This is a genomic window from Streptomyces sp. NPDC048671 (genome assembly GCF_055587045.1).
In genome coordinates, this window is sequence record NZ_JBVJHB010000005.1 from 92,820 (window position 1) to 112,669 (window position 19,850).

19 protein-coding genes, 1 tRNA gene and 1 pseudogene are annotated in these 19,850 nt (G+C 70.8%); 10 read left to right on the forward strand and 11 right to left on the reverse strand.

The annotated features are described in order from the left end of the window. Positions 1 to 900 carry a protein kinase family protein gene (locus tag ACZ6S6_RS11435; RefSeq protein ID WP_362961323.1) on the reverse strand — a complete coding sequence of 300 codons (900 nt, stop codon included), beginning with the start codon at positions 898 to 900 and terminating at the stop codon, positions 1 to 3. 203 nt (positions 901 to 1,103) lie between these two features. Here ACZ6S6_RS11435 and ACZ6S6_RS11440 point away from each other — a divergent pair. Then, positions 1,104 to 1,870 (forward strand): annotated as a pseudogene (locus tag ACZ6S6_RS11440) (amino acid permease). Positions 1,871 to 1,878: 8 nt separating this feature from the next. Continuing rightward, positions 1,879 to 2,097, forward strand: a complete 219-nt coding sequence (locus ACZ6S6_RS11445; protein WP_469705091.1) for a hypothetical protein — start codon at positions 1,879 to 1,881, stop codon at positions 2,095 to 2,097. Between the two features lie 62 nt (positions 2,098 to 2,159). Here the strand turns inward: ACZ6S6_RS11445 and ACZ6S6_RS11450 are convergent. Further along, a tRNA-Cys gene (locus tag ACZ6S6_RS11450) sits at positions 2,160 to 2,231 on the reverse strand. Between the two features lie 182 nt (positions 2,232 to 2,413). On the opposite strand from ACZ6S6_RS11450, the gene ACZ6S6_RS11455 reads away from it, so the two are divergent. The 4 genes from ACZ6S6_RS11455 to ACZ6S6_RS11470 all read left to right on the forward strand — a co-directional run bounded on the left by ACZ6S6_RS11455 (position 2,414) and on the right by ACZ6S6_RS11470 (position 6,452). Continuing rightward, positions 2,414 to 3,892 carry an MFS transporter gene (locus ACZ6S6_RS11455; protein ID WP_469705094.1) on the forward strand — a complete coding sequence of 493 codons (1,479 nt, stop codon included), beginning with the start codon at positions 2,414 to 2,416 and terminating at the stop codon, positions 3,890 to 3,892. A 40-nt stretch (positions 3,893 to 3,932) separates the two neighbouring features. After that, the gene (locus ACZ6S6_RS11460; protein ID WP_073738190.1) at positions 3,933 to 4,133 is read left to right on the forward strand and encodes a ribbon-helix-helix protein, CopG family; all 201 of its coding nucleotides are present in this window, start codon (positions 3,933 to 3,935) and stop codon (positions 4,131 to 4,133) included. Continuing rightward, positions 4,130 to 4,519, forward strand: a complete 390-nt coding sequence (locus ACZ6S6_RS11465; RefSeq protein WP_469705097.1) for a type II toxin-antitoxin system death-on-curing family toxin — start codon at positions 4,130 to 4,132, stop codon at positions 4,517 to 4,519. The genes ACZ6S6_RS11460 and ACZ6S6_RS11465 overlap by 4 nt, the downstream gene beginning before the upstream one ends. A 151-nt stretch (positions 4,520 to 4,670) precedes the next feature. Further along, positions 4,671 to 6,452, forward strand: a complete 1,782-nt coding sequence (locus ACZ6S6_RS11470) for a DEAD/DEAH box helicase (protein WP_469705100.1) — start codon at positions 4,671 to 4,673, stop codon at positions 6,450 to 6,452. Positions 6,453 to 6,570: 118 nt separating this feature from the next. On the opposite strand, the gene ACZ6S6_RS11475 is transcribed toward ACZ6S6_RS11470, so the two are convergent. Beyond that, positions 6,571 to 7,122 carry a hypothetical protein gene (locus ACZ6S6_RS11475; RefSeq protein WP_469705102.1) on the reverse strand — a complete coding sequence of 184 codons (552 nt, stop codon included), beginning with the start codon at positions 7,120 to 7,122 and terminating at the stop codon, positions 6,571 to 6,573. Between the two features lie 275 nt (positions 7,123 to 7,397). Here ACZ6S6_RS11475 and ACZ6S6_RS11480 point away from each other — a divergent pair, with 275 nt between their 5' ends. The 4 genes from ACZ6S6_RS11480 to ACZ6S6_RS11495 all read left to right on the forward strand — a co-directional run bounded on the left by ACZ6S6_RS11480 (position 7,398) and on the right by ACZ6S6_RS11495 (position 13,100). Next, positions 7,398 to 9,020 (forward strand): WxL domain-containing protein, encoded by a 1,623-nt coding sequence (locus ACZ6S6_RS11480; RefSeq protein ID WP_469705104.1) that lies wholly within the window; start codon positions 7,398 to 7,400, stop codon positions 9,018 to 9,020. A 179-nt stretch (positions 9,021 to 9,199) separates the two neighbouring features. Then, a complete protein-coding gene (locus ACZ6S6_RS11485; RefSeq protein ID WP_362961309.1) occupies positions 9,200 to 11,218 on the forward strand; it encodes a hypothetical protein in 2,019 nt (672 codons plus the stop codon). Positions 11,219 to 11,554: 336 nt separating this feature from the next. Further along, positions 11,555 to 12,196 (forward strand): IclR family transcriptional regulator, encoded by a 642-nt coding sequence (locus ACZ6S6_RS11490; RefSeq protein ID WP_024489166.1) that lies wholly within the window; start codon positions 11,555 to 11,557, stop codon positions 12,194 to 12,196. Positions 12,197 to 12,311: 115 nt separating this feature from the next. After that, positions 12,312 to 13,100, forward strand: coding sequence for a S16 family serine protease (locus tag ACZ6S6_RS11495; RefSeq protein ID WP_362966559.1), 789 nt, complete (start codon positions 12,312 to 12,314; stop codon positions 13,098 to 13,100). On the opposite strand, the gene ACZ6S6_RS11500 is transcribed toward ACZ6S6_RS11495, so the two are convergent. The 8 genes from ACZ6S6_RS11500 to ACZ6S6_RS11535 all read right to left on the reverse strand — a co-directional run bounded on the left by ACZ6S6_RS11500 (position 13,030) and on the right by ACZ6S6_RS11535 (position 19,718). Continuing rightward, positions 13,030 to 14,385, reverse strand: a complete 1,356-nt coding sequence (locus tag ACZ6S6_RS11500; protein ID WP_469705107.1) for an MFS transporter — start codon at positions 14,383 to 14,385, stop codon at positions 13,030 to 13,032. The genes ACZ6S6_RS11495 and ACZ6S6_RS11500 overlap by 71 nt on opposite strands. A gap of 3 nt (positions 14,386 to 14,388) precedes the next feature. Beyond that, entirely contained in the window at positions 14,389 to 14,601 is a 213-nt protein-coding gene (locus ACZ6S6_RS11505) for a hypothetical protein (protein ID WP_362966563.1), read from the reverse strand. An 81-nt stretch (positions 14,602 to 14,682) separates the two neighbouring features. Then, the gene (locus tag ACZ6S6_RS11510) at positions 14,683 to 15,297 is read right to left on the reverse strand and encodes an ArsR/SmtB family transcription factor (RefSeq protein ID WP_469705109.1); all 615 of its coding nucleotides are present in this window, start codon (positions 15,295 to 15,297) and stop codon (positions 14,683 to 14,685) included. Positions 15,298 to 15,423: 126 nt separating this feature from the next. Then, positions 15,424 to 16,404, reverse strand: a complete 981-nt coding sequence (locus ACZ6S6_RS11515) for a glycine betaine ABC transporter substrate-binding protein (RefSeq protein WP_469705588.1) — start codon at positions 16,402 to 16,404, stop codon at positions 15,424 to 15,426. Positions 16,405 to 16,448: 44 nt separating this feature from the next. Continuing rightward, a complete protein-coding gene (locus tag ACZ6S6_RS11520) occupies positions 16,449 to 17,330 on the reverse strand; it encodes an ABC transporter permease (RefSeq protein WP_362966569.1) in 882 nt (293 codons plus the stop codon). Further along, the gene (locus tag ACZ6S6_RS11525; RefSeq protein ID WP_362966570.1) at positions 17,327 to 18,589 is read right to left on the reverse strand and encodes an ABC transporter ATP-binding protein; all 1,263 of its coding nucleotides are present in this window, start codon (positions 18,587 to 18,589) and stop codon (positions 17,327 to 17,329) included. The genes ACZ6S6_RS11520 and ACZ6S6_RS11525 overlap by 4 nt, the downstream gene beginning before the upstream one ends. Continuing rightward, entirely contained in the window at positions 18,582 to 19,229 is a 648-nt protein-coding gene (locus ACZ6S6_RS11530; protein ID WP_362966572.1) for an ABC transporter permease, read from the reverse strand. The genes ACZ6S6_RS11525 and ACZ6S6_RS11530 overlap by 8 nt, the downstream gene beginning before the upstream one ends. A gap of 15 nt (positions 19,230 to 19,244) precedes the next feature. Then, positions 19,245 to 19,718 carry an Lrp/AsnC family transcriptional regulator gene (locus tag ACZ6S6_RS11535; protein WP_362966574.1) on the reverse strand — a complete coding sequence of 158 codons (474 nt, stop codon included), beginning with the start codon at positions 19,716 to 19,718 and terminating at the stop codon, positions 19,245 to 19,247. Positions 19,719 to 19,850: the final 132 nt, after the last annotated feature.

Below are 19,850 nucleotides of genomic sequence, written 5' to 3' on the forward strand. Positions count from 1 at the left end.
TCAGGCTCCGGGGTGTGGGCGGACATCGGCCGCCAGGACGTCCGCGGACTGCCGGGCAACGGCTGCGACGACCCGGCCGGGCAGCCGCAGCCCGCCCGCCCCGGAGAGGGGACCCGGGACGGTGGCGACCGGGGCGGCGGTCGCCGGCGGGGCGAGGGCTTCGAGGACGTCGGCCGCCCGGGGCCGGGCGGCAGGGTCGCGGGAGAGACACGCGGGCACGAGTGCGCGCAGCAGGAGGGGGAGCTCGTCCCGGTCGGGGACTGTGTGGCCGGTTGCCGCGTACGAGAGGACCGCGCCCAGTGCGTAGACGTCGCCGGGGGGCCGCGGGCGTCCGCCGGCGGCCTGCTCGGGCGGGAGGCTGCCGGGGTCGAGACCCGGGAGCCCCGACCGGGGGCTGCCGTCCTTCGCGGCGGTGCGCGCCGCGCCGAAGCAGGTCAGCCGTGGCCCGTCCCCGGCCAGCAGTACGGCGGCGGGCGACACCCCGGCGTGGGTCACCCCGGCCGCATGGGCGGTGACCAGTGTCTCGGCGAGGCAGCGGGCCAGGACACGCAGTGTTTCCTCCTGCAGCGGCCCGCCGTTGACGGCCAGGGCGGCCGGCAGGGGGAGTGCGGGGACGTAGGGGCGCGCGCACCACACGGCCGCGCCGGGCTCCGCGTGCTCGGTGACGGGGGAGGCCCACGGGCCGAGCAGGAACCGGGCGGCCTGTGCCTCGGCGAGGAACCTGGCCGGATCGGTGGAGTCGAGCGGCACGCTCACCATCGCGGTCCGCTCGCCGTCCGGGGTGCGGCCGATCAGTCGCTGCTCGGGAACGGCGGTGGCACCGGGGCCGGTTGGGTCCAGCCGTGCGACGACGAGGTAGGGGCCGATCTGCCGGGACGGAGCACGGTGCGGCGACTTCATGAACGGATATCCCCCCGGACGTCATCGGAACAGGGGCAGCCTACTCAGCGGTCGGGGCCGGTACCTCATGGGCGGGACGCGGGGTGGTCAGGGGGCCTACGACAGCATGTCTCGGTGCCGGTGCCGGTGCCGGCCGTCGCGACGCCGAGGTCCGGATTTCCGGGCCCGCCGCGATCGTGTCCTACTGCCTGGCCGGCGCGCTGGTGCTGTGCACCATGCGGATGCTCGGCGAGATGGTCGTGGCGAAGCCGTCCGCGGGCTCCTTCGCCGACTACGCCCGCACCGCCATCGGGCCGTGGGCGGGCTTCACCATCGGATGGCTGTACTGGTCCTACTACGTCATCATCGTGGCCGTGGAGGCCGTCGCGGGCGCGGCGATCCTGCACGCGTGGATCGACCTGCCGCTCTGGGTCCTGGCCATGGGCCTGATGATCGTGATGACCGCGACCAACCTGCTCTCCGTGAAGTCGTTCGGCGAGTTCGAGTTCTGGTTCTCCTCCGTCAAGGTCGCCGCGATCGTGGAGGTCATCTTTGCCTTCGGCGGAGCCGAGATCGTCTCATCGCCGCCGCCGAGAGCAAGGAGCCCGAGAGCAAGGAGCCCGAGCGCTCGGTGGCCCGCACCACCACCGGGATCATCTGGCGGATCATCCTCTTCTACGTGGGCTCCATCGTCCTGGTGGTCACCATTGTGCCGTGGGACAGCGCCCAGGTCCTGGCCAGCCCGTACGTCGCGGCCTGGAAGATCATCGGGCTGCCGGGTGCGGGCGTCGTGATGGACATCGTGATCCTCACGGCCGTGCTGAGCGTGCTCAACTCCTCCGTCTACGTCTCCTCGCGGATCATGCGGGCGCTCGCCACCCATGGCGACGCCCCCACCTGGCCGGTGGCGACGAACAAGCGCCAGGTTCCGGTCCGCGCGATCCTGGCCGGCACCGTGGTCGGCTGGAACGCGAGGAGCCCGAGCGGCTGACCCTGCGCATGCGGCTCTTCCCGTACCTCACCTGGGTGGTGATGGCCGGCTTCGCCGCGGTGCTGGTGGCCATCGCCGACCAGCGCACCCAACTGCTCACCAGCATCGGCAGCCTGGCCGTCGTTCTCGTCGCGTACGCGGTGTGCAAGGCGCGTGGCAGCCGTCCCGCGCCGGCCGTGACCGTGGGCGAGGGCGCCCCCGCGCCGGACTCGGTCTCCACCCGCTGACCCGCCGAACGCAGAGCGCCCGCCCCTCACGGACGAGGGGCGGGGCGGTTGCGTGTACACCGAGGCCGTGACCGGATTCGAACCGGTGTAACTCGAGTTGCAGTCGAGCCCCTGAGCCTCTCGGGCACACGGCCGTGCGTTGTTCCGGTCCCGACCGTATGCCTCGGGGGCTCCGGCGCCAAGGGTGCGGACGGCCCCGCAACGCGACTGCCACACGCCGTTCACGTCCGACCGTCCGGTCCTACGACCAACGGACGAGAACGGGAGCAACCCGGGACAGGGGCCATGGTGGGTTTCGCCCCTTACTCTAGGGTTCATGACCGCCCTGGAACCGCGTGACGCCGAGGTCTCGGCCCGCACCGAAGACACCGATGACCTGCATGAGACCGTCGTCGCCGCAGTACCGGAAGGAGTGCTCGGGCGGACCTATCGGGCGCTCAGCATCGGCATCGTCTCCGTCGTGTTCCTGATCGCCTTCGAGGCGACCGCGGTGGGGACCGCGATGCCGGTCGCCGCCCGCGAGCTGCACGGCATCCCGCTGTACGCGTTCGCGTTCTCGGCGTACTTCACCACCAGCCTCTTCGCCATGGTGCTCTCCGGCCAGTGGGCCGACCGGCGCGGGCCGCTGGGGCCGCTCGCCGCCGGGATCACCTCCTTCGGGGTGGGCCTGCTGCTGTCCGGGACCGCGGGCACCATGTGGATGTTCATCGCGGGGCGGGCCGTGCAGGGGCTCGGCGGCGGGCTGGTGATCGTCGCGCTGTACGTGGTGGTCAGCCGGGCCTACCCGGATCCGCTGCGGCCGGCGATCATGGCCGGGTTCGCCGCGAGCTGGGTGATCCCGTCCGTCGTCGGGCCGCTGGCCTCCGGGAGCGTGACCGAGCACCTGGGCTGGCGCTGGGTCTTCGTCGGCATCCCGGTCCTGGTGGTCTTCCCGCTGGCGCTCGCGCTGCCCGCGATCCGGCGGATGGCGTCCGGGCCCGCCGATCCGGCGGCGCCCGTCGAGCCGTTCGACCGCCGGCGCATCGTGCTCGCGCTGGCGATCTCGCTGGGTGCGGGGCTGCTCCAGTACGCCGGGCAGGAGCGGAACTGGTTCTCGCTGCTGCCGGCCGCCGCCGGGATCGCCCTGCTCGTCCCCGCGGTCCGCGGACTGCTGCCCCCGGGCACCGGGCGGGCGGCGCGCGGGCTGCCCTCGGTGGTGCTGCTGCGCGGGGTGGCGGCCGGGTCGTTCATCGCCGCCGAGTCGTTCGTGCCGCTGATGCTGGTCACCCAGCGCGGCCTGTCCCCGACGATGGCCGGGCTGTCGCTCGCGGCCGGCGGCGCGACCTGGGCGCTGGGTTCGTTCCTGCAGTCCCGGCCGCGTCTGGAGCCGCACCGCGAGCGGCTGATGGTGGGCGGCATGGTGCTGGTCGCCCTGGCGATCGCGGCCGCGCCCACCGTGCTGATCGACGGGGTGCCGGTCTGGACGGTCGCCGCGGCCTGGGCGGTCGGCTGCCTCGGCATGGGCGCGGTGATCGCGTCGACGAGCGTGCTGCTGCTGAAGCTGTCCGCGCCGCAGGAGGCGGGGGCGAACTCCGCGGCCCTGCAGATCTCCGACGGGCTCTCCAACGCCCTGCTCCTGGCCGCGGGCGGCGCGGCGTTCGGCGCGCTCGGCGGGGGAGCGGTGGGGGCCGTGCACGAGGCCGTCGAAGCGGGGGCGTCCGGCTCGCATCCGGGGGCGTTCGCGGTGGTGTTCCTGCCGATGGCGGGGGTCGCGCTGGTGGGGGCGTGGGTGGCGACGCGGGTGCGGGAGCGCTGAGTGGTACCAGTCTGGCCCCATGTGGTGGTACCGTTCTGGTATGGCCATGAACCTGCGTCTTCGTGACGACCAGACCGAAGCCCTCAAGCAGCGCGCCGAGCAGGAGGGGACGAGTATGCACGCCATATTGCTCCAGGCCGTGGACGACTACCTGGCCAGGACCGCCCAGCAGGCCATCGTCCGCAAGACGGCGAAGGAGCAGGCGGCCAAGTGGGGCGAGCTCATGGAGCGGCTCAAGTGAGCTGTATCTACCTGTCCTCCGAAGACATCCTCGTCATCGCCGAACACGCCTGCCCTGACATGCAGATCGTGGTCCGCGACGCCGGACTCCTCGAATCGGCGGCCCACCGGCCGTCCGCGGCCATGTTCGGCGAGGAGGCGTATCCGGACGTCGTGGACAAGGCGGCCGCGCTGCTCCAGTCCCTGGCGATCAACCATCCGCTCTTCGACGGCAACAAGCGCACCGCCTGGCTGTCCTGCGTGACCTTCCTTGTGATGAATGACGTCGATCTCCGCCCGGACATCGACGCGGCGGAACGCCTGGTCATCGCCGTTGCCACGGGGGAGGCGGACGAGGTGAAGGTCATCTCCCAGGGGCTGCGCGACCTGGTCGCCGACCACGTGTGAGAGCCGTCGCAATTCGCCCCGGGGTGACGGAGTCCAGGGCGGATCGCACCCCGCCCCCCGGTAGGGTGGCCCGGTTGTCGTATCGCGTGCGTGCCCGTCCCGGCCCGTGCTGACAGCGCCCCACGTACCCGAGAGACCCGAACCGGAGACCGTGACTACTACCGCCTCCCACCACCTCTCACCCGCCTTTCCCGGTCGCGCCCCCTGGGGTACGGCCGGGAAGCTGCGAGCCTGGCAGCAGGGCGCCATGGAGAGGTACATCCAGGAGCAGCCGCGCGACTTCCTCGCGGTCGCGACCCCCGGCGCCGGCAAGACCACCTTCGCGCTGACCCTCGCGTCATGGCTGCTGCACCACCACGTCGTGCAGCAGATCACCGTCGTCGCGCCGACCGAGCACCTCAAGAAGCAGTGGGCGGAGGCCGCCGCCCGGATAGGGATCAAGCTCGACCCGGACTACAGCGCCGGCCCCGTGAGCAAGGACTACCACGGGGTCGCGGTGACGTACGCGGGCGTCGGGGTCCGCCCGATGCTGCACCGCAACCGGTGCGAGCAGCGCAAGACCCTGGTGATCCTCGACGAGATCCACCACGCCGGTGACTCGAAGTCCTGGGGCGAGGCGTGCCAGGAGGCGTTCGACCCGGCGACCCGCCGGCTCTCGCTCACCGGTACGCCGTTCCGCTCCGACACCAACCCGATCCCCTTCGTCGTGTACGAGGAGGGCAACGACGGGATCCGGCGTTCCTCGGCCGACTACACCTACGGCTACGGCAACGCGCTCGCCGACGGCGTCGTCCGCCCGGTGATCTTCCTCAGCTACAGCGGCAACATGCGCTGGCGCACCAAGGCCGGTGACGAGATCGCCGCCCGGCTCGGCGAGCCGATGACCAAGGACGCCATCGGGCAGGCCTGGCGCACCGCGCTGGCGCCCACCGGCGACTGGATCCCCAATGTGCTCAGCGCCGCCGACAAGCGGCTGACCGAGGTCCGCAAGGGCATTCCCGACGCGGGCGGTCTGGTCATCGCGACCGACCAGGAGTCCGCCCGCGAGTACGCCAAGATCCTCAAGAGGGTCACCGGCGAGAAGGCCACCGTCGTCCTGTCCGACGAGAAGGCCGCGTCGAAGAGGATCGACCAGTTCACCGACGACGGATCGCGCTGGATGGTCGCCGTCCGCATGGTGTCGGAGGGCGTCGACGTGCCGCGCCTCGCGGTCGGTGTGTACGCCACCACCATCTCGACGCCGCTCTTCTTCGCCCAGGCCGTCGGCCGCTTCGTGCGCTCGCGCAGGCGCGGCGAGACCGCCTCGGTCTTCGTACCGACGATCCCGATGCTCCTCGACTTCGCCAACGAGATGGAGGTCGAACGGGACCACGTCCTCGACAAGCCCAAGAAGGGCGGTGACGAGGAGAACCCGTTCGCCGAGGAGGACAAGCTCCTCGCCGACGCGGAGAAGCTGGAGGACGAGGAGACCGAGGAGCAGCTGCCCTTCGAGGCCCTCGAATCCGACGCGGTCTTCGACCGGGTGCTGTACGACGGTGCCGAGTTCGGCATGCAGGCGCATCCGGGCAGCGAGGAGGAGCAGGACTACCTCGGGATCCCGGGGCTGCTCGAACCCGACCAGGTGCAGCTGCTGCTCCAGAAGCGGCAGACCCGGCAGATCGCGCACAGCCGCCAGAGGCCGGCCTCCGAGGCCGATCTGCTGGAGAAGCCGGCCGAGGACCGTCCGGTGGTCACGCACAAGCAGCTGCTGGGGCTGCGCAAGCAGCTGAACACCATGGTGTCGGCCTACACGCACCAGAGCGGCAAGCCGCACGGGGTCATCCACACCGAGCTGCGGCGGGTGTGCGGCGGCCCGCCGAGCGCGGAGGCCACGGCCGGGCAGATCGAGCAGCGGATCAAGAAGGTCCAGGAGTGGGCCACCCGTATGACGTGAGCCCACCGGAGCACGCGGGCACCGGCCCGGGGCGCGGGACAGTTGTCCTCGCCCCGGGCCGGTGTCATGAGCGGGCCGGCTTCATGGGGCTGAGGCCGGTGTCATGAGGGGTCCGCCGCTACCAGAGGAACGCGGCGGACTGTGTGGACGTCGCCACGCACGGCACGGTGGCCGACGTCGGGGACGAGGCCACGATCCGTAGCGACCAGTTGGAGGTGGTCGGGGGAGTGGGCAGCACCACGGAGTCGGTGCTGTCCCCGGCCGCGAGGGTGCCGGAGCTGAGCTTCAGCGGGCCGAGGGTGATCGGGTTGCCGCCGCTCAGACCGGGGTTGGTCTTCGCGGAGAACTGGACCTGACTGGTGACGCCGCCCGAGGTCTTGGCGAGGGTCAGCGTCGTGGTGATGCTGTTCGGGTCGGCGCTCGTGCCGGTCGGCATGGTGATCGCCGTGGAGGTGATCTTGATGGTCTTGCTCGTGCCCGAGTCGGCGGCGGTCAGGGTGGCGAGACCCTTGCCCCAGGAGCCGCAGTCGTAGCTCGCCGTCGCGGTGAGCGGGGCCACGGCCGAGGCCGTGGGGGACGACAGCGCGAGCAGTGCGCCGGCGGAACACGCCGCGCCCAGCACCAGCGGCAGGCGTCTTCGGCTCGGGGTGTGGCCTGAAGAGATCGACATGACGGGTGGAACTCCTTCCGGTTTGAATTCCGCAGATTCGCTGTAGCTGCACCAGCCTGCGGATCTGCGTGCCGGGCCCGGCATGTCGGGTGCAGTGAAACGGTGATCTTCGAAGATGTCAACAGATGCGCAGGAAACGCGTGCTGAAATGCTTTTCGGGCATTTCCGAAAGGATCAATTCGGTCTCTCTTGACTTCTCTGCACGTGACCTCCTCAATATGCGCAATCAATGGGCCATGAAAGGGTGTCAGGTGATCCGACGTCGAAGATCCGGGGTGACCGGTCTGCTCGCAGCCTGCTTCGTGCTGTCGCTGGGCTGTGTCGGGGCCGCCGCGCCGCTTCCGCCCTACCACGCCACGGCGGCCGCGGCCGGCACGGTCGCCCCGACCGTCCACTGCACCCTGCCCGCGGGCCAGGGAGAGGCGACCGGGCCGCAGGAGATGACCGTCGTGCTGTCGCCCGCGGTCGTCGCCCCGGGCGGCAAGGTGCACGCCGAGGTGACGCTCGGGGCGTCCCCCGCCACCAGCGCCATCGCCCTGGACGACGTGCCGACCATCCCCAGCCTCGACCTCGCGATGTCCGGCGGGGCCACCGGCACCGTCACCGTGCGGGGCGCCGAGTTCACCATGGACGTCCCGGCCGGGGAGCCCATCGAGATCCCCGCGTACGAGGGCGACTTCCTGGTTCCGGCGGACGCCTCCGGTGAGATCTCACTCGCTCCGGTCCGCACCCTGACCCAGACCAAGGTGCTCGGATCGGTCTTCGAGACACCGTGCGACGTCGTCGGCGACGTGGGCAGCGTCGGCACCGTCACGGCGGAGGGTTCCGCTTCCGAGCCCGCCACCCTGACCGCCCCCGCCGATCCGGTGCGCCCGAACACCGCGGTCAAGCTGCGCGGTTCGCAGTGGACACCGGACGCAGCCCCCGTACCGTCGCTCTGCGCGGTGGGCGGTGGCGGCTGCGATCCGCTGAAGTTCGCCTCGCACACCCTGAGGATCGACTCCTACGGCACGCTCACCGGCACCGCGACCCTCGGCGAGGCCGGGGCGGTGCCCGACGGCAGTTACGAGGTGAAGGTCAACGACGGCACGAAGGAGGCGACCGCACCCCTCACCGTCAAGGCCGTCGCCGCCGGCAACCGGGAGATATCGCTGTCCGCGGACAGCGGGCCGGTCGGCAGCGTGGTCACCGTCAGCGGGCGGAACTACAACCCCGACCGCTGGATCAACATCATCGGCCTCGACGCCGCGGGCAACGGGCTCGACGACAGCGCGGTCTACGTCAAGAGCGCCACGGACGGCACCTTCGCCGTCGAGTTCACCGTCATCTCCGATGCGGTCGTCGCCGTCCAGGCCGACGAGGGCAACGACCCGGCGACCGTACGCACGACGCCGTTCACCGTCACCACCGAGGGCGGCGGCGGGGGCGGCGGCGAGAGCGAACAGCGGCTGACCACCGAGGTCAGGGCCGGGACGCTGTCCATGACCCAGGCCGGTGACACCGTCGACTTCGGCACCACGGTGCTCGGCACGGACACCGGTGTGCAGAAGGCCCGGCTCAACCGGGTCGAGGTGGAGGACGCCCGCGGCGTCAACAGCGGATGGTCGCTGACCGCCACCCTCACCGGCTTCACAAGCGCCGACGGGAACACCATCGCGGCCGACGCCGTGCGGTGGACACCGGCCTGCACCGCGCAGTCCGGGAGCACGGGGGCGCCGGTCGCCGGATCGCCCGCCGCGCTCGGGAGCGAGGCGGCGAGCCTCTGCCGGATGGATCCGGACGGATCACGTCCGTTCACCGGTGGCCGATTCGACGCCGATGCCGGTCTCACGCTCACGGTTCCCGAATTCACCCGGCCCGGAGATTACAGCGCCACCCTGACCCTGACCCTGCTGTAACGGGGTCGCCGGGACAAGCCCTTCCGGACGCCCGTCTGCTCCATACGGCAATGGAGCGGACGGGCGTTTCGTATTCCGCTTTCGGACCGTCCGAGTTCGGGCCGTCCGCGTTCGGATCACCCGCGTTCGGATCATTCGTATTCGGATCATTCACATTCCGCTTCCTTTGGAGGAGCCGTATGTTCGCGCATCGCAGACCCGCCGGCCCGAGAGGGCCGGGTGGCTCGGCACTACGCCGGGCCGTCGCCCTGGGCGCCACGACCCTGCTCGTCTGGACCGGCGGATCCGCCGCCCTGGCACCCCTCGCCCACGCCGGTACGGTCACCCCGACCGTCCACTGCACCCTGCCGGCCGGCCAGGGCGAGGCGACCGGGCCGCAGGAGATGAAGGTCGAACTCACGCCCGACGTCGTCGACCCGGGCGGCAAGGTCCACGCGAAGGTGACGCTCGGCCCGTCCCCCGCCACCAGCGGGCTCAGCCTCAGCGACGTGCCCACCACCCCGAGCCTCGACCTCGCGATGTCCGGCGGCGCCACCGGCACGGTGACCGTCACCGGACCTCAGGTCTCCCTCGACGTCCCGTCCGGGAAGCCGATCGAGATCCCGCCGTACGAAGGGGACTTCCTCGTGCCCGCCGACGCGAGCGGGCCGATCTCCTTCACCCCGCTGCGCAATCTGACCCGTACGAAGGTGCTCGGCTCCAACTACGAGACACCGTGCGTCGTGACCGCCGGCGGCGGGTCCATCGGCACCGTCACCGCGGAGGGCAGCGCCGGGCAGCCGCCCACGCTGATCGCCCCCACCACCCCGGTGCGGCCGTCCACCGCGCTCACCCTGGCGGGCAGCCGGTGGACACCGTCCGCCAGTCCCGTACCGTCGCTCTGCGCGGCGGACGGCGGCGGCTGCGACCCCGCCAAGTTCGCCGGCTCCACCCTCGCGATCGACGGCTCCGGGCAGCTGACCGGCAACGCGGTGCTCGCCGAGGCGGGCGCCGTGCCGGACGGCTCGTACCTCCTGAAGGTCGGCGACGGTGCGAAGGAGGCGACCGCGCCCCTGACCGTCCGGGCCTTCGTTCCCGACGGGCCCCGCGCGATCGCGCTGTCCCGCGGCAGCGGGCCGGTCGGCAGCGTCATCACCGTCACCGGGAGCAACTACCTCCAGGACCGGTGGATCAACACCGTCGCCCTCGACGCGAGCGGGGCGACCCTCGACGACACCGCCGTCTACGTGAAGAGCGGGTCGGACGGGAAGTTCAGCGTCGAGCTCACCGTCTCGGACCCGGCGATCGCCGCGATCCAGGTCGACGAGGGCAATGACCCGGCGACCGTACTGACCACCCCGTTCACCGTGACCGAGGCCACCGCGACACTCTCGGCGGGCACGGCCAAGGTCAAACCGGGCGGGACCATCGGCGTCTCCGGTGAGGGCTGGCCGTCCGGCGTCACCCCGGCCGCCGCGCTGTGCGCCGCCGACGGCAGCGGCTGCGACGCGGCCCGCGTCAGCGGCTCCACCCTCAAGATCACTGCCGACGGCACCCTCACGGGTACGGTCACCGTCGCCGGAGCCACCCCGCGCGACGTGTACGCGCTCCGCGTCACCGCGGGCGGCTCAGAGGCACTCACCCAGCTGACGGTCTCCCCGACCTTCGTCGTCCTCACCCCGGCGGCCGGGCCGAAGGGCACCGCGGTCACCGTTCTCGGACAGGGCTTCGCGAAGGTGGCGACCGTGTCGATCGTCGGGCTGCGGGCGGACGGCTCACAGACCTCCGATTCGGTACGGACCAAGGTGGTCGGCCTCGACGGGGCGTTCTCGCAGACCTTCACCGTCAACGCGGCCGACACCGTCGCGATCCGGGTCCGGGAGGTCCTCGTCAACCCGCGCACCGAGACGGCCGCCTTCACCGTTCAGGACGGCACAGCCCCGGCCGGGGCGTCCTTCGCGCTCTCGCCGCCCGAAGGGCCGGTCGGCACGGTGGTCCAGGTGACCGGCCGCGGCTTCGCGCCCGTCGCCACGGTCTCCGTGACCGGACGCACCGCGGACGGGAAGCAGACCGCCGACTCCTACGTCACCCGGATCATCGGGCTCGACGGCACCTTCGCCCTCAACTTCACCGTCCGGGACCCGGCGACGAAGTCGATCCGGGCCTGCGAAGTACTGGTGAACGGTAAAACTGTTCAGCAATTGTTCACGGTGAGTTAACGCCGGTTCACCTCCGGTGTACGGAGCGTCGCGAGGGAGTCGGCCGACATGGACGCGCGTAGATGTGCGCCATTCGGCCGACGCCCCGCTGACCGGCACTTATGCTCGTCCGGCACAAACGCTTTTCCGGAAGCGCCCGGATTCTGGACGAGGTCTTCCGCTGAGCGGACTGGCTCGCTACTGTCCCAAAATGTGAACGCCCCGTGGCAACGCCGCCGCGGAGCGCAGCCGGTGCCTTGGCCAGGCCGGCGGCCTCTCCGTGCGTCGCCGCTGGGACCGGTGACGCACAATCCGTGGGAACCAGCCGCTGCCGCTCACCAAAGAGGAGAGGGCGTCGTGACCGCGGAGACCTCGCAGACGCTCGACCGAGGACTGCGTGTCCTCAAGCTGCTTGCCGACACCGACCACGGACTGACGGTCACCGAGTTGTCCAACAAACTCGGCGTCAACCGCACGGTGGTCTACCGTCTGCTCGCAACCCTGGAACAACACACCCTGATCAGACGTGACTTGGGCGGCCGGGCCAGAGTCGGCCTGGGCGTGCTGCGCCTGGGCCGACAGGTGCATCCCCTCGTCCGGGAGGCCGCGCTGCCCGCGCTGCGCTCCCTGGCCGAGGACATAGGCGCCACGGCCCACCTCACGCTCGTCGACGGCACGGACGCGCTGGCGGTCGCGGTCGTCGAACCGACCTGGACCGACTACCACGTGGCGTACCGGGCCGGCTTCCGCCACCCGCTCGACCGGGGTGCCGCGGGCCGGGCGATCCTCGCCGCACGGCAGAAGCCGGTGGGCGAGACCGCGTTCACCCTCACCCACGGCGAGCTCGAAGCCGGGGCGAGCGGCGCGGCGGCCGCGCTGATGGGGGTGACGGGGGTCGAGGGAAGCGTGGGCGTGGTGATGCTCGCGGACGCGGTCCCGGAACGGGTCGGCCCCCGGGTCGTGGACGCGGCCCGCGAGGTCGCGGACGCGCTGCGCTAGCGCGGGGTGCGGGGTTCCGGGGTGCGGGTTCTTGTCCTCAAGCCCGTCCGGCGATTGAGGACGGAACCCCGAGCCCAGGAACCCCGCACCGAGGAACCCCGGTTAGATTGGGCGGGTGCTCACACGTCTCTCGCGCCCCCGCACCCTCGCCCTCTGCGCCCTGCCCGTGCTCGCCCTCTTCGGTGTGGCCGCCTTCGCGCCGTTGCCGTTCACGCTGGCGCAGCCCGGTACGACGGCGAACGTGCTCGGGGACGACCACGGCACACCGGTGATCACCATCAAGGGCACCCCCACCCGGCCCACCAAGGGCCAGCTGCGGATGACGACGATCGTGGCGACCGGGCCCGACGCAGATGTCGGGATCGGTGACGTGATCGACAGCTGGTTCCGTACGGACCAGGCGGTCATGCCCCGCGACTCCGTCTACCCGACCGGCGGCTCCGAGAAGGAGATCGAGAAGCACAACCTTGACGACATGGTGCAGTCGCAGGACTCGGCGGTGGACGCCGCCCTGAACTATCTCGGCAAGAAGCCCGGCTCGGTCGATGTCACCCTGCACCTCGCCGACGTGGGCGGCCCCAGTGCGGGCCTGTTCTTCGCGCTCGGCATCGTCGACAAGCTCGACGGCGACGGCTCCGGGGGCGACCTCACCGGCGGCCGTACCATCGCCGGCACCGGCACCATCCAGGCGGACGGAAAGGTCGGCGCGGTCGGCGGCGTCTCGCTCAAGACGCAGGCGGCCCGCCGGGACGGGGCGAGCGTCTTCCTCGTACCGAAGGCCGAGTGCAAGGAGGCGCACGCCGAGCTTCCCGACGGGCTCCGGCTGATCCCGGTCACGACCCTGAAGGGCGCGGTCTCCTCGCTGCGGGCGCTGGATCACGGGGGCAAGGTCCCGAACTGCTGACGGGCCGCTCCACAGGGCCCGAGGCTCCAGCCGGACCGGCGCCCGGCTCGTCGTCCATCGTGCGCCAGGCCGGGAAGACCAGCGGGCTCAGCGTCGCGAGCAGGTACACCCCGCCCATCGCCAGCAGCGCCCCCGAGGCGCCGGCGCTCTCCACCAGCAGCCCGGCCGCCAGCCCGCCCACCGGCATGGCCAGCTCGCACCCGGCGGTGAGCGCTCCGGAGACCCGGCTGCGCAGCGCGTCGGGGACGCTTCCGTAGATCACGGTCGCCAGGATCGGGTTCAGGACGCCGCCCGCGACCCCGCTCAGCACCATCGTCACGGCCAGCGGCAGCGTCGTCCCGGTCAGCGCCGCGACCAGGAACCTCGGCGCCCCGCACAGGATCACGCAGACGCTGAACACGGCCCGCCGCGAGTAGCGGTGCCCCACCGCCCCGTACAGCAGTGCCCCGGTCAGGCCACCCGCGCCGAACAGTGCGGTGAGCAGCCCGAGATCCCGCGCCCCGCCCAGCTCGGCCGACGCGTGCACCGGCAGCAGCACGGCGTTCCAGCCCTGGTCGGTGCCGTTCATGAACAGCACCATCACGACGACGCCCAGCAGCAGCCGGTTGCCGAGCAAGTAGGCGTATCCCTCGCGTAGTTCACGCTTGTAGGTGGGCAGGGATACGGGTGCCTCGGCCTTGAGGGGCTCGGCCGCGCGGACGCCCCGCAGGCCTGCCGCGATGAGCGCGGCGGAGGTGAGGAAGGTCGCCGCGTCCAGCAGCAGCACGGTCTCCGCGCCGACCAGCGCGATCAGTACCCCGGCCAGCGCCGCGCCGACCATCCTGGCCCCGCGCGAGACCGCGTCGAAGAGGCTGGCGGCGCGGGGGAGGGTGGTGCCGGCGTGTTCGGCGAGGTCGGGGACCAGGACGTAGCGCGCGGTGTTGCCGGGCGTGTGGAACAGGCCGTTGACGGCCATCAGGACGCAGAGCATCCAGAAGTCGAGTGCGTCGCCGTAGTGGAGCAACGGGACTGCGGCGACGGCGAGTCCGCACACCGTGTCGGAGGCGACGGAGACCCGGCGGCGGCCGATCCGGTCGATGAAGGGCCCGCCGATCAGGGCGGAGACGACGATGGGGAGGGTCGCGCAGAAGGCGACGAACCCGGCCCGGCCGGCGCTGCCGGTGGTTTCGAGGACGAACCACGGAACGCCGATGAGGGTGAGTGAAGTACCTGCTGTGGATATGGAGTTGGCGGCCAGTACGGCTACGAGCGGTACCCGGTCCGGCGTGCTTTTCCCCCCGCCCACGGACTAGGCCGTACGAGGGGCGCCGGACGGCGCGGCGGACCGGTCCGGGAGCACCCGCAGGCCCAGCTCGACCATGGTCCAGCCCAGCCGGGTCCGCATGCCCGTGCGCGGGGCGCGGGTGGCCGTACGGGGGTGGGCGAGGCGGAAGTCGTCGGCGTGGCGCCGCAGTTCGGTGGAGCGGAGGTTGTGAAGCTGAAGGTGCGTCTCGGGATGCATGGCGTGGTGGTCCCTTCAGTCGGTGAAGTCGGTGAAGTTGGTGAGTCAGTCAGTGAGCCGGGCGGTCGGTGAGCCGGCCGGTCAGTCGGTGGGGCGCGGGAAGACGTGCAGGTGGGTGCGGACCAGGGCGGAGCCCTCGGTGCCCTCCGGGACCCGGCCCCAGTAGCTCTCGACGAGCTCGTGGACCTTCTCCGCCATTTCCAGGGCGAGTTCGGGCGTGAGGCGCATCTTGAAGTCGCTGAGGTCGGAGGAGCCCACCCACTCCTTGGGCCATTCGTGCATGGTGCCGAGCCAGGTGTTCAGCTCCTGGGCGTGCCGGGTGGCGCTCTCGTGCAGGACGACTCCCATGGCGCCGCGGATCTCCGGGTCCGGGTCGTGGAGGAAGTCCGCGCTGTGGTGGAACGCCATACCTCCGTGGACGGCCCGCCACCACCGCTCGCGACCCTTGCCGCGCTCCGGGTCGTCCTCCACGAAGCCGTACGAGGCGAGCTGCCGCAGGTGGTAGCTGGTGGCACCGCTGGACTCGCCGAGCCGGTCCGCGAGACCGGACGCGGTGGCCGGGCCGAACTCCCGGAGGGCGGTCAGCAGCCGCATCCGCAGGGGGTGGGCCAGCCCGCGCAGGGAGCGGGCGTCCACCGTGTGCATGGTCGGGGTGCCGTCCGGGACGCCGTCCTGACCGGTCTCGTTCTCTGTCATGTCTCAACCATAGAGTTACAAAGGAAGCTTTGCAACAGATCCTTTGCATCACTTTCTTTGTAACTCGGGCGGCTCCGCCCGGCTGAGGTGAGAAGGCGGGCTCCGCCACCCCAGCCCCCCGCCCCCTCACCCCACCTTGATGAACCCCTCAGCCACCAGCCAGTCCTTCGCCACCTGGTGCGGGTCGTCCCCGTCGACGTCCACCTTGGCGTTCAGTTCCTGCGCGACCTCCGTGGTCAGTCGCGCGCTGAGCGGGTCCAACAGGGAGGCGATCACGGGGTACTTGTCGAAGGTCGGGGTGTGGATGACGGGCGCCGCGTTGTAGTTGGGGAAGAAGTGCTTGTTGTCCGTCAGCACGTCGAGCTTCATCGCCTTGATCCGGCCGTCGGTGGTGAACACCTCACCCAGCAGGCAGGAGTTGGACTTGGAGACCTGGGTGTAGACGATCCCGGCGTCCATCTTCTTGATGTTGCCGGCCGGGACGGACATCCCGTACGCCTTCTCCATGCCCGGCAGCCCGTCGTTGCGGGAGGCGAACTCGTTCTCCACGCAGATCGTCACCGCCGAGGGGTTCTTCTTCGACAGCGCGGCGACGTCGGAGAGCGTCTTCAGGTGGTACTTCGCGTTGTTCTTCTTGCTGATGGCGAGCGCGTACGTGTTGTTGAGGGTGGACTGCGGCAGCCATGTCACCCCGTTCTTCCGGTCCGCGTCGCGCACCGCCTCCCACTGTTTCAGCGGGTTGGTGATCGGCTTCGAATGGCCCAGATACGTGATCCAGGCGGTTCCCGTGTACTCGTACATCGCATCGGCGTTGCCCTGGATGATCGCCTCGCGTGCGCTGATCGAACCGGGCAGGTTCGTCCGGTCGAGCACCTCGGCCCCGGCGGCCTTGAAGATCAGGCCGATCATCTGGCCCAGGATGATGTTCTCGCTGAAGTTCTTCGAGGTGACGGTCAGCGAGGCGCCCTTCAGCGGCTCGCCCTTCCCCACGGACCCCGGCGTCACGTCGTCGACCATCGGCGATCCGCTCTTCAGGCCGCACCCGGAGAGCGCCAGTGCCAGCGCCGCCGCGCCCACGAGCCAGGTCCGCCGCCCGCCGGTCCGCATTCCGGTCCGCGCCCCGCGCCTCGTCCGCTTCCCCACCGGGCCCATCACCCCACCTCCAGTCCGCGCGGCGTCAGCGCCACCTCGACCAGCGAGGCCAGCCAGTCCACCAGCAGCGCCAGCACCACCGTCAGTACGGAACCGAGCACCAGCACCGGCATCCGCTGGGTCTGGATGCCCGAGGTGATCAGGTCCCCGAGCCCGCCGCCGCCCCCGAACGTGGCCAGGGTCGCCGTGCCCACGTTGAGCACCAGCGCGGTCCGTACCCCGGCCAGGATCAGCGGCACCGCGAGCGGCAGTTCGACCTTGGTGAGCGTCCCCATCGCCGACATCCCGATGCCGCGCGAGGCCTCCACCAGGGTCGGCTCGATCGCCTTGAGCCCGGCGACCGTGTTGGAGAGCACCGGCAGCACCGCGTAGATCACCATGCCCGTGATCGCGGTCGACGGGCCGATGCCCAGCCAGATCACCAGCAGCGCCAGCAGACCGATCGCCGGGGTCGCCTGCCCGATGTTGGCGATCGACGTGACCACCGGGGCGCCCTTGCGCAGCCCCGACCGGGTCAGCGCGATGCCCAGCGGAATGGCGATGATCAGCACCCAGAAGGTCGAGATGGCGGTCAGCCTGACGTGCTGCCACCAGCGCAGCTGAACCGTGTCGCCCGCGAGCGAGTTCCGCGCGATCGAGTCGAGGTGGATGTTGTTGATCCACACGTACGTGATGACCAGGACCACCGCGAGTACCGCCGGCATCATCACCAGCTTGCGCCAGGTGATCCGGCGGGCGGGCCGGGCCTGGGGAGGCGAGGGCTCAGCCTCCTCGTCACGGAAGGCATGGCCCTTGACGTCGTGCTCGCCCGGCGGACGGTCCCGGTCGGACGAGGGGACCGGACCGGTGGGGCGGCGGCCGGACTGAGAGCTGGGAGTCATACGTCCGCACCGCCCTCCAGCTCCTGCACGGTCTGATGGCTGCGCAGTTCCTGGAGCTCGTGCTGGTGCTCGATGGCGGTGAGCCGGTCGGCCTCCAGCAGTTCGTGCACGGAGTTCATCAGGGTGTGCATGTCGACGACCCCGATGAACTCGCCGCGCCGCCCGGTCACCGCGACCCGCCCGCCGCTGTCGATCAGCACCGCCTCCAGCGCGTCGTGCAGCGTCGCGTCCCTGGTCACCGTGTCGTGCACCAGCTGCCCGGCCCGCGCCAGCGAACCGCGGGCCCGCATCAGGTCACCGCGCCGCAGCCACTTGTAGGGGCGGTTGCGGCGGTCCAGCATCAGCAGCTCGTTGTGCGGGCCGCTGCGCAGCTTGTTGAAGATCGACTGGAGCGGGTCGTCGACCGTCACCGTCGGGAACTCGGCGATCTCCACGTCCCGCACCCGGGTGAGGTTGAGCCGCTTCAGCGCCGCACCGGCCCCGACGAAGCCCGAGACGAAGTCGTCCGTCGGGTTGGTCAGGATGGCCTCGGGGGTGTCGAACTGCGCGATGTGCGAGCGCTCGCGCAGCACGGCGATCCGGTCGCCCAGCTTGATGGCCTCGTCGAAGTCGTGGGTGACGAAGACGATCGTCTTGTGCAGCTCGTGCTGGAGCCGGATCAGCTCGTCCTGGAGGTGGTCGCGGGTGATCGGGTCGACCGCGCCGAACGGCTCGTCCATCAGCAGCACCGGCGGATCGGCGGCCAGCGCCCGCGCCACGCCCACCCGCTGCTGCTGACCGCCGGAGAGGCCGCGCGGATAGCGGCCGTGGTACTCGCGCGGGTCGAGCCCGACCAGGTCGAGCATCTCCTCGACCCGGTCCTTCACCTTCGTCTTCGACCAGCCGATCATCTTCGGGACCAGGGCGATGTTCTCCGCGACCGTCATGTGCGGGAAGAGCCCGGACGACTGGATCGCGTACCCGATCTTCCGGCGCAGCTTCACCGGGTCCATGTCGGTGACGTCCTCGTCGCCGATCCGGATGCGGCCGGAGGTCGGCTCGATCAGCCGGTTGATCATCTTCAGGGTGGTCGACTTCCCGCAGCCGGACGGGCCGACGAGGATGACGGTCTCGCCGGCCTTGATGTCCATCGAGACGTTTTCCACGGCCGGGTTCGGATTGCCCGGGTAGAGCTTGGTGAGGTTCTCCAGCTGGATGGTGGCACCGGAGGTGGCGTTCACGGCGGGCGTCTGTCCGGCTTCCGCCGCGGTCTCAGACACGGATCCCCCTCGGGATGGTGAGCCGCCCCAGCAGTACGTACGCGGCGTCGAAGAGCAGGGCGAGTACGACGATGCCGAGCGTGCCCGCGAGCACCTGATTGATCGCGTTGGCACTGCCCAGCGAGGCGATACCGCGGAAGATCTCGTTGCCGAGCCCCGGCCCCGAGGCGTACGCGGCGATGGCGGCGATGCCCATCAGCATCTGGGTGGAGACCCGGATGCCGGTGAGGATCGGCGGCCAGGCGAGCGGCAGTTCCACCTTGCAGAGCCGGGCGATCCGCGACATCCCGATGCCCTTCGCCGCGTCCACGAGCGCCGGATCGACGCCGCGCAGACCGACGATGGAGTTACGGACGATGGGCAGCAGCCCGTACAGCGTCAGGGTGATCACGGTCGGCGCCACACCGAGCCCGACCAGCGGGATCAGCAGACCGATCGCGGCCAGGGACGGAATGGTCAGGATCGCCGCCGTCGAGGTGATCGCCAGCGAGCCGCCCCAGCCGCTGCGATAGCTGAGGACGCCGATCAGGACGCCCAGCACGGTCGCGATGACCATGCACTGGAACACGGCGCTGACGTGCTGGAACGCGTCGGTGAGCAGCTGCTGGTGCCGATTGCCCAGATACTCCCAGAAGCTCACACGGCACTCCTCGGCTCAGTCGGTGTCCCGCGCCGCCTGCTCGACGAGCGGGATGATGCGCAGGGGTACGGGGTTCTCCATGACGATGGCCGTGGAGGCCCGGACAATGCCATCAAACCCGACAACCAGGTCGATCACCCGTTGAAGATCCGCGTTGGAACGGGCCACGAGCCGGCAGAACATGTCGCCCTGCCCGGTGGTGGTGTGCAGTTCAAGTACCTCCGGTACGCCGCCCAAGTGCGCCCGTACGTCCGCTCCTTGGCCCTGTTTGATCTCCAGCGTCGCGAAAGCGGTGACCGGGTAGCCGAGGGCCGCCGGATCCACGTCCGGGCCGAATCCGCGAATGACGCCATTCGATTGAAGGCGGTCGAGGCGCGCCTGCACGGTCCCGCGCGCCACGCCGAGCCTGCGCGAAGCCTCCAGTACCCCGATCCTGGGCTCACGCGCCAGCAGCACGATGAGCCGCCCGTCCAGATGATCGATCGCCACGGTCGGCCTCCGGGAAGTCCTGTGATGGTCAGCATGTACAGATCGCCCGCCCATCATGGTCATCCACTGCACAGACTGCCCAGCGATTCCGCGAACTGTTGCGCATCTTGCAAAGCGGCGAGAACCTTCGGA

What these genes read in the sequence shown, in the direction of transcription:
- ACZ6S6_RS11445 (WP_469705091.1), top strand. Translation starts at nt 1,879, where the DNA reads ATGCGGCTCTTCCCGTACCTCACCTGGGTGGTGATGGCCGGCTTCGCC.
- ACZ6S6_RS11460 (WP_073738190.1), top strand. Translation starts at nt 3,933, where the DNA reads ATGGCCATGAACCTGCGTCTTCGTGACGACCAGACCGAAGCCCTCAAG.
- ACZ6S6_RS11505 (WP_362966563.1), bottom strand. Translation starts at nt 14,601, where the DNA reads ATGCATCCCGAGACGCACCTTCAGCTTCACAACCTCCGCTCCACCGAA.
- ACZ6S6_RS11520 (WP_362966569.1), bottom strand. Translation starts at nt 17,330, where the DNA reads ATGACTCCCAGCTCTCAGTCCGGCCGCCGCCCCACCGGTCCGGTCCCC.
- ACZ6S6_RS11485 (WP_362961309.1), top strand. Translation starts at nt 9,200, where the DNA reads ATGTTCGCGCATCGCAGACCCGCCGGCCCGAGAGGGCCGGGTGGCTCG.
- ACZ6S6_RS11455 (WP_469705094.1), top strand. Translation starts at nt 2,414, where the DNA reads ATGACCGCCCTGGAACCGCGTGACGCCGAGGTCTCGGCCCGCACCGAA.
- ACZ6S6_RS11435 (WP_362961323.1), bottom strand. Translation starts at nt 900, where the DNA reads ATGAAGTCGCCGCACCGTGCTCCGTCCCGGCAGATCGGCCCCTACCTC.
- ACZ6S6_RS11515 (WP_469705588.1), bottom strand. Translation starts at nt 16,404, where the DNA reads ATGCGGACCGGCGGGCGGCGGACCTGGCTCGTGGGCGCGGCGGCGCTG.
- ACZ6S6_RS11510 (WP_469705109.1), bottom strand. Translation starts at nt 15,297, where the DNA reads ATGACAGAGAACGAGACCGGTCAGGACGGCGTCCCGGACGGCACCCCG.
- ACZ6S6_RS11475 (WP_469705102.1), bottom strand. Translation starts at nt 7,122, where the DNA reads ATGTCGATCTCTTCAGGCCACACCCCGAGCCGAAGACGCCTGCCGCTG.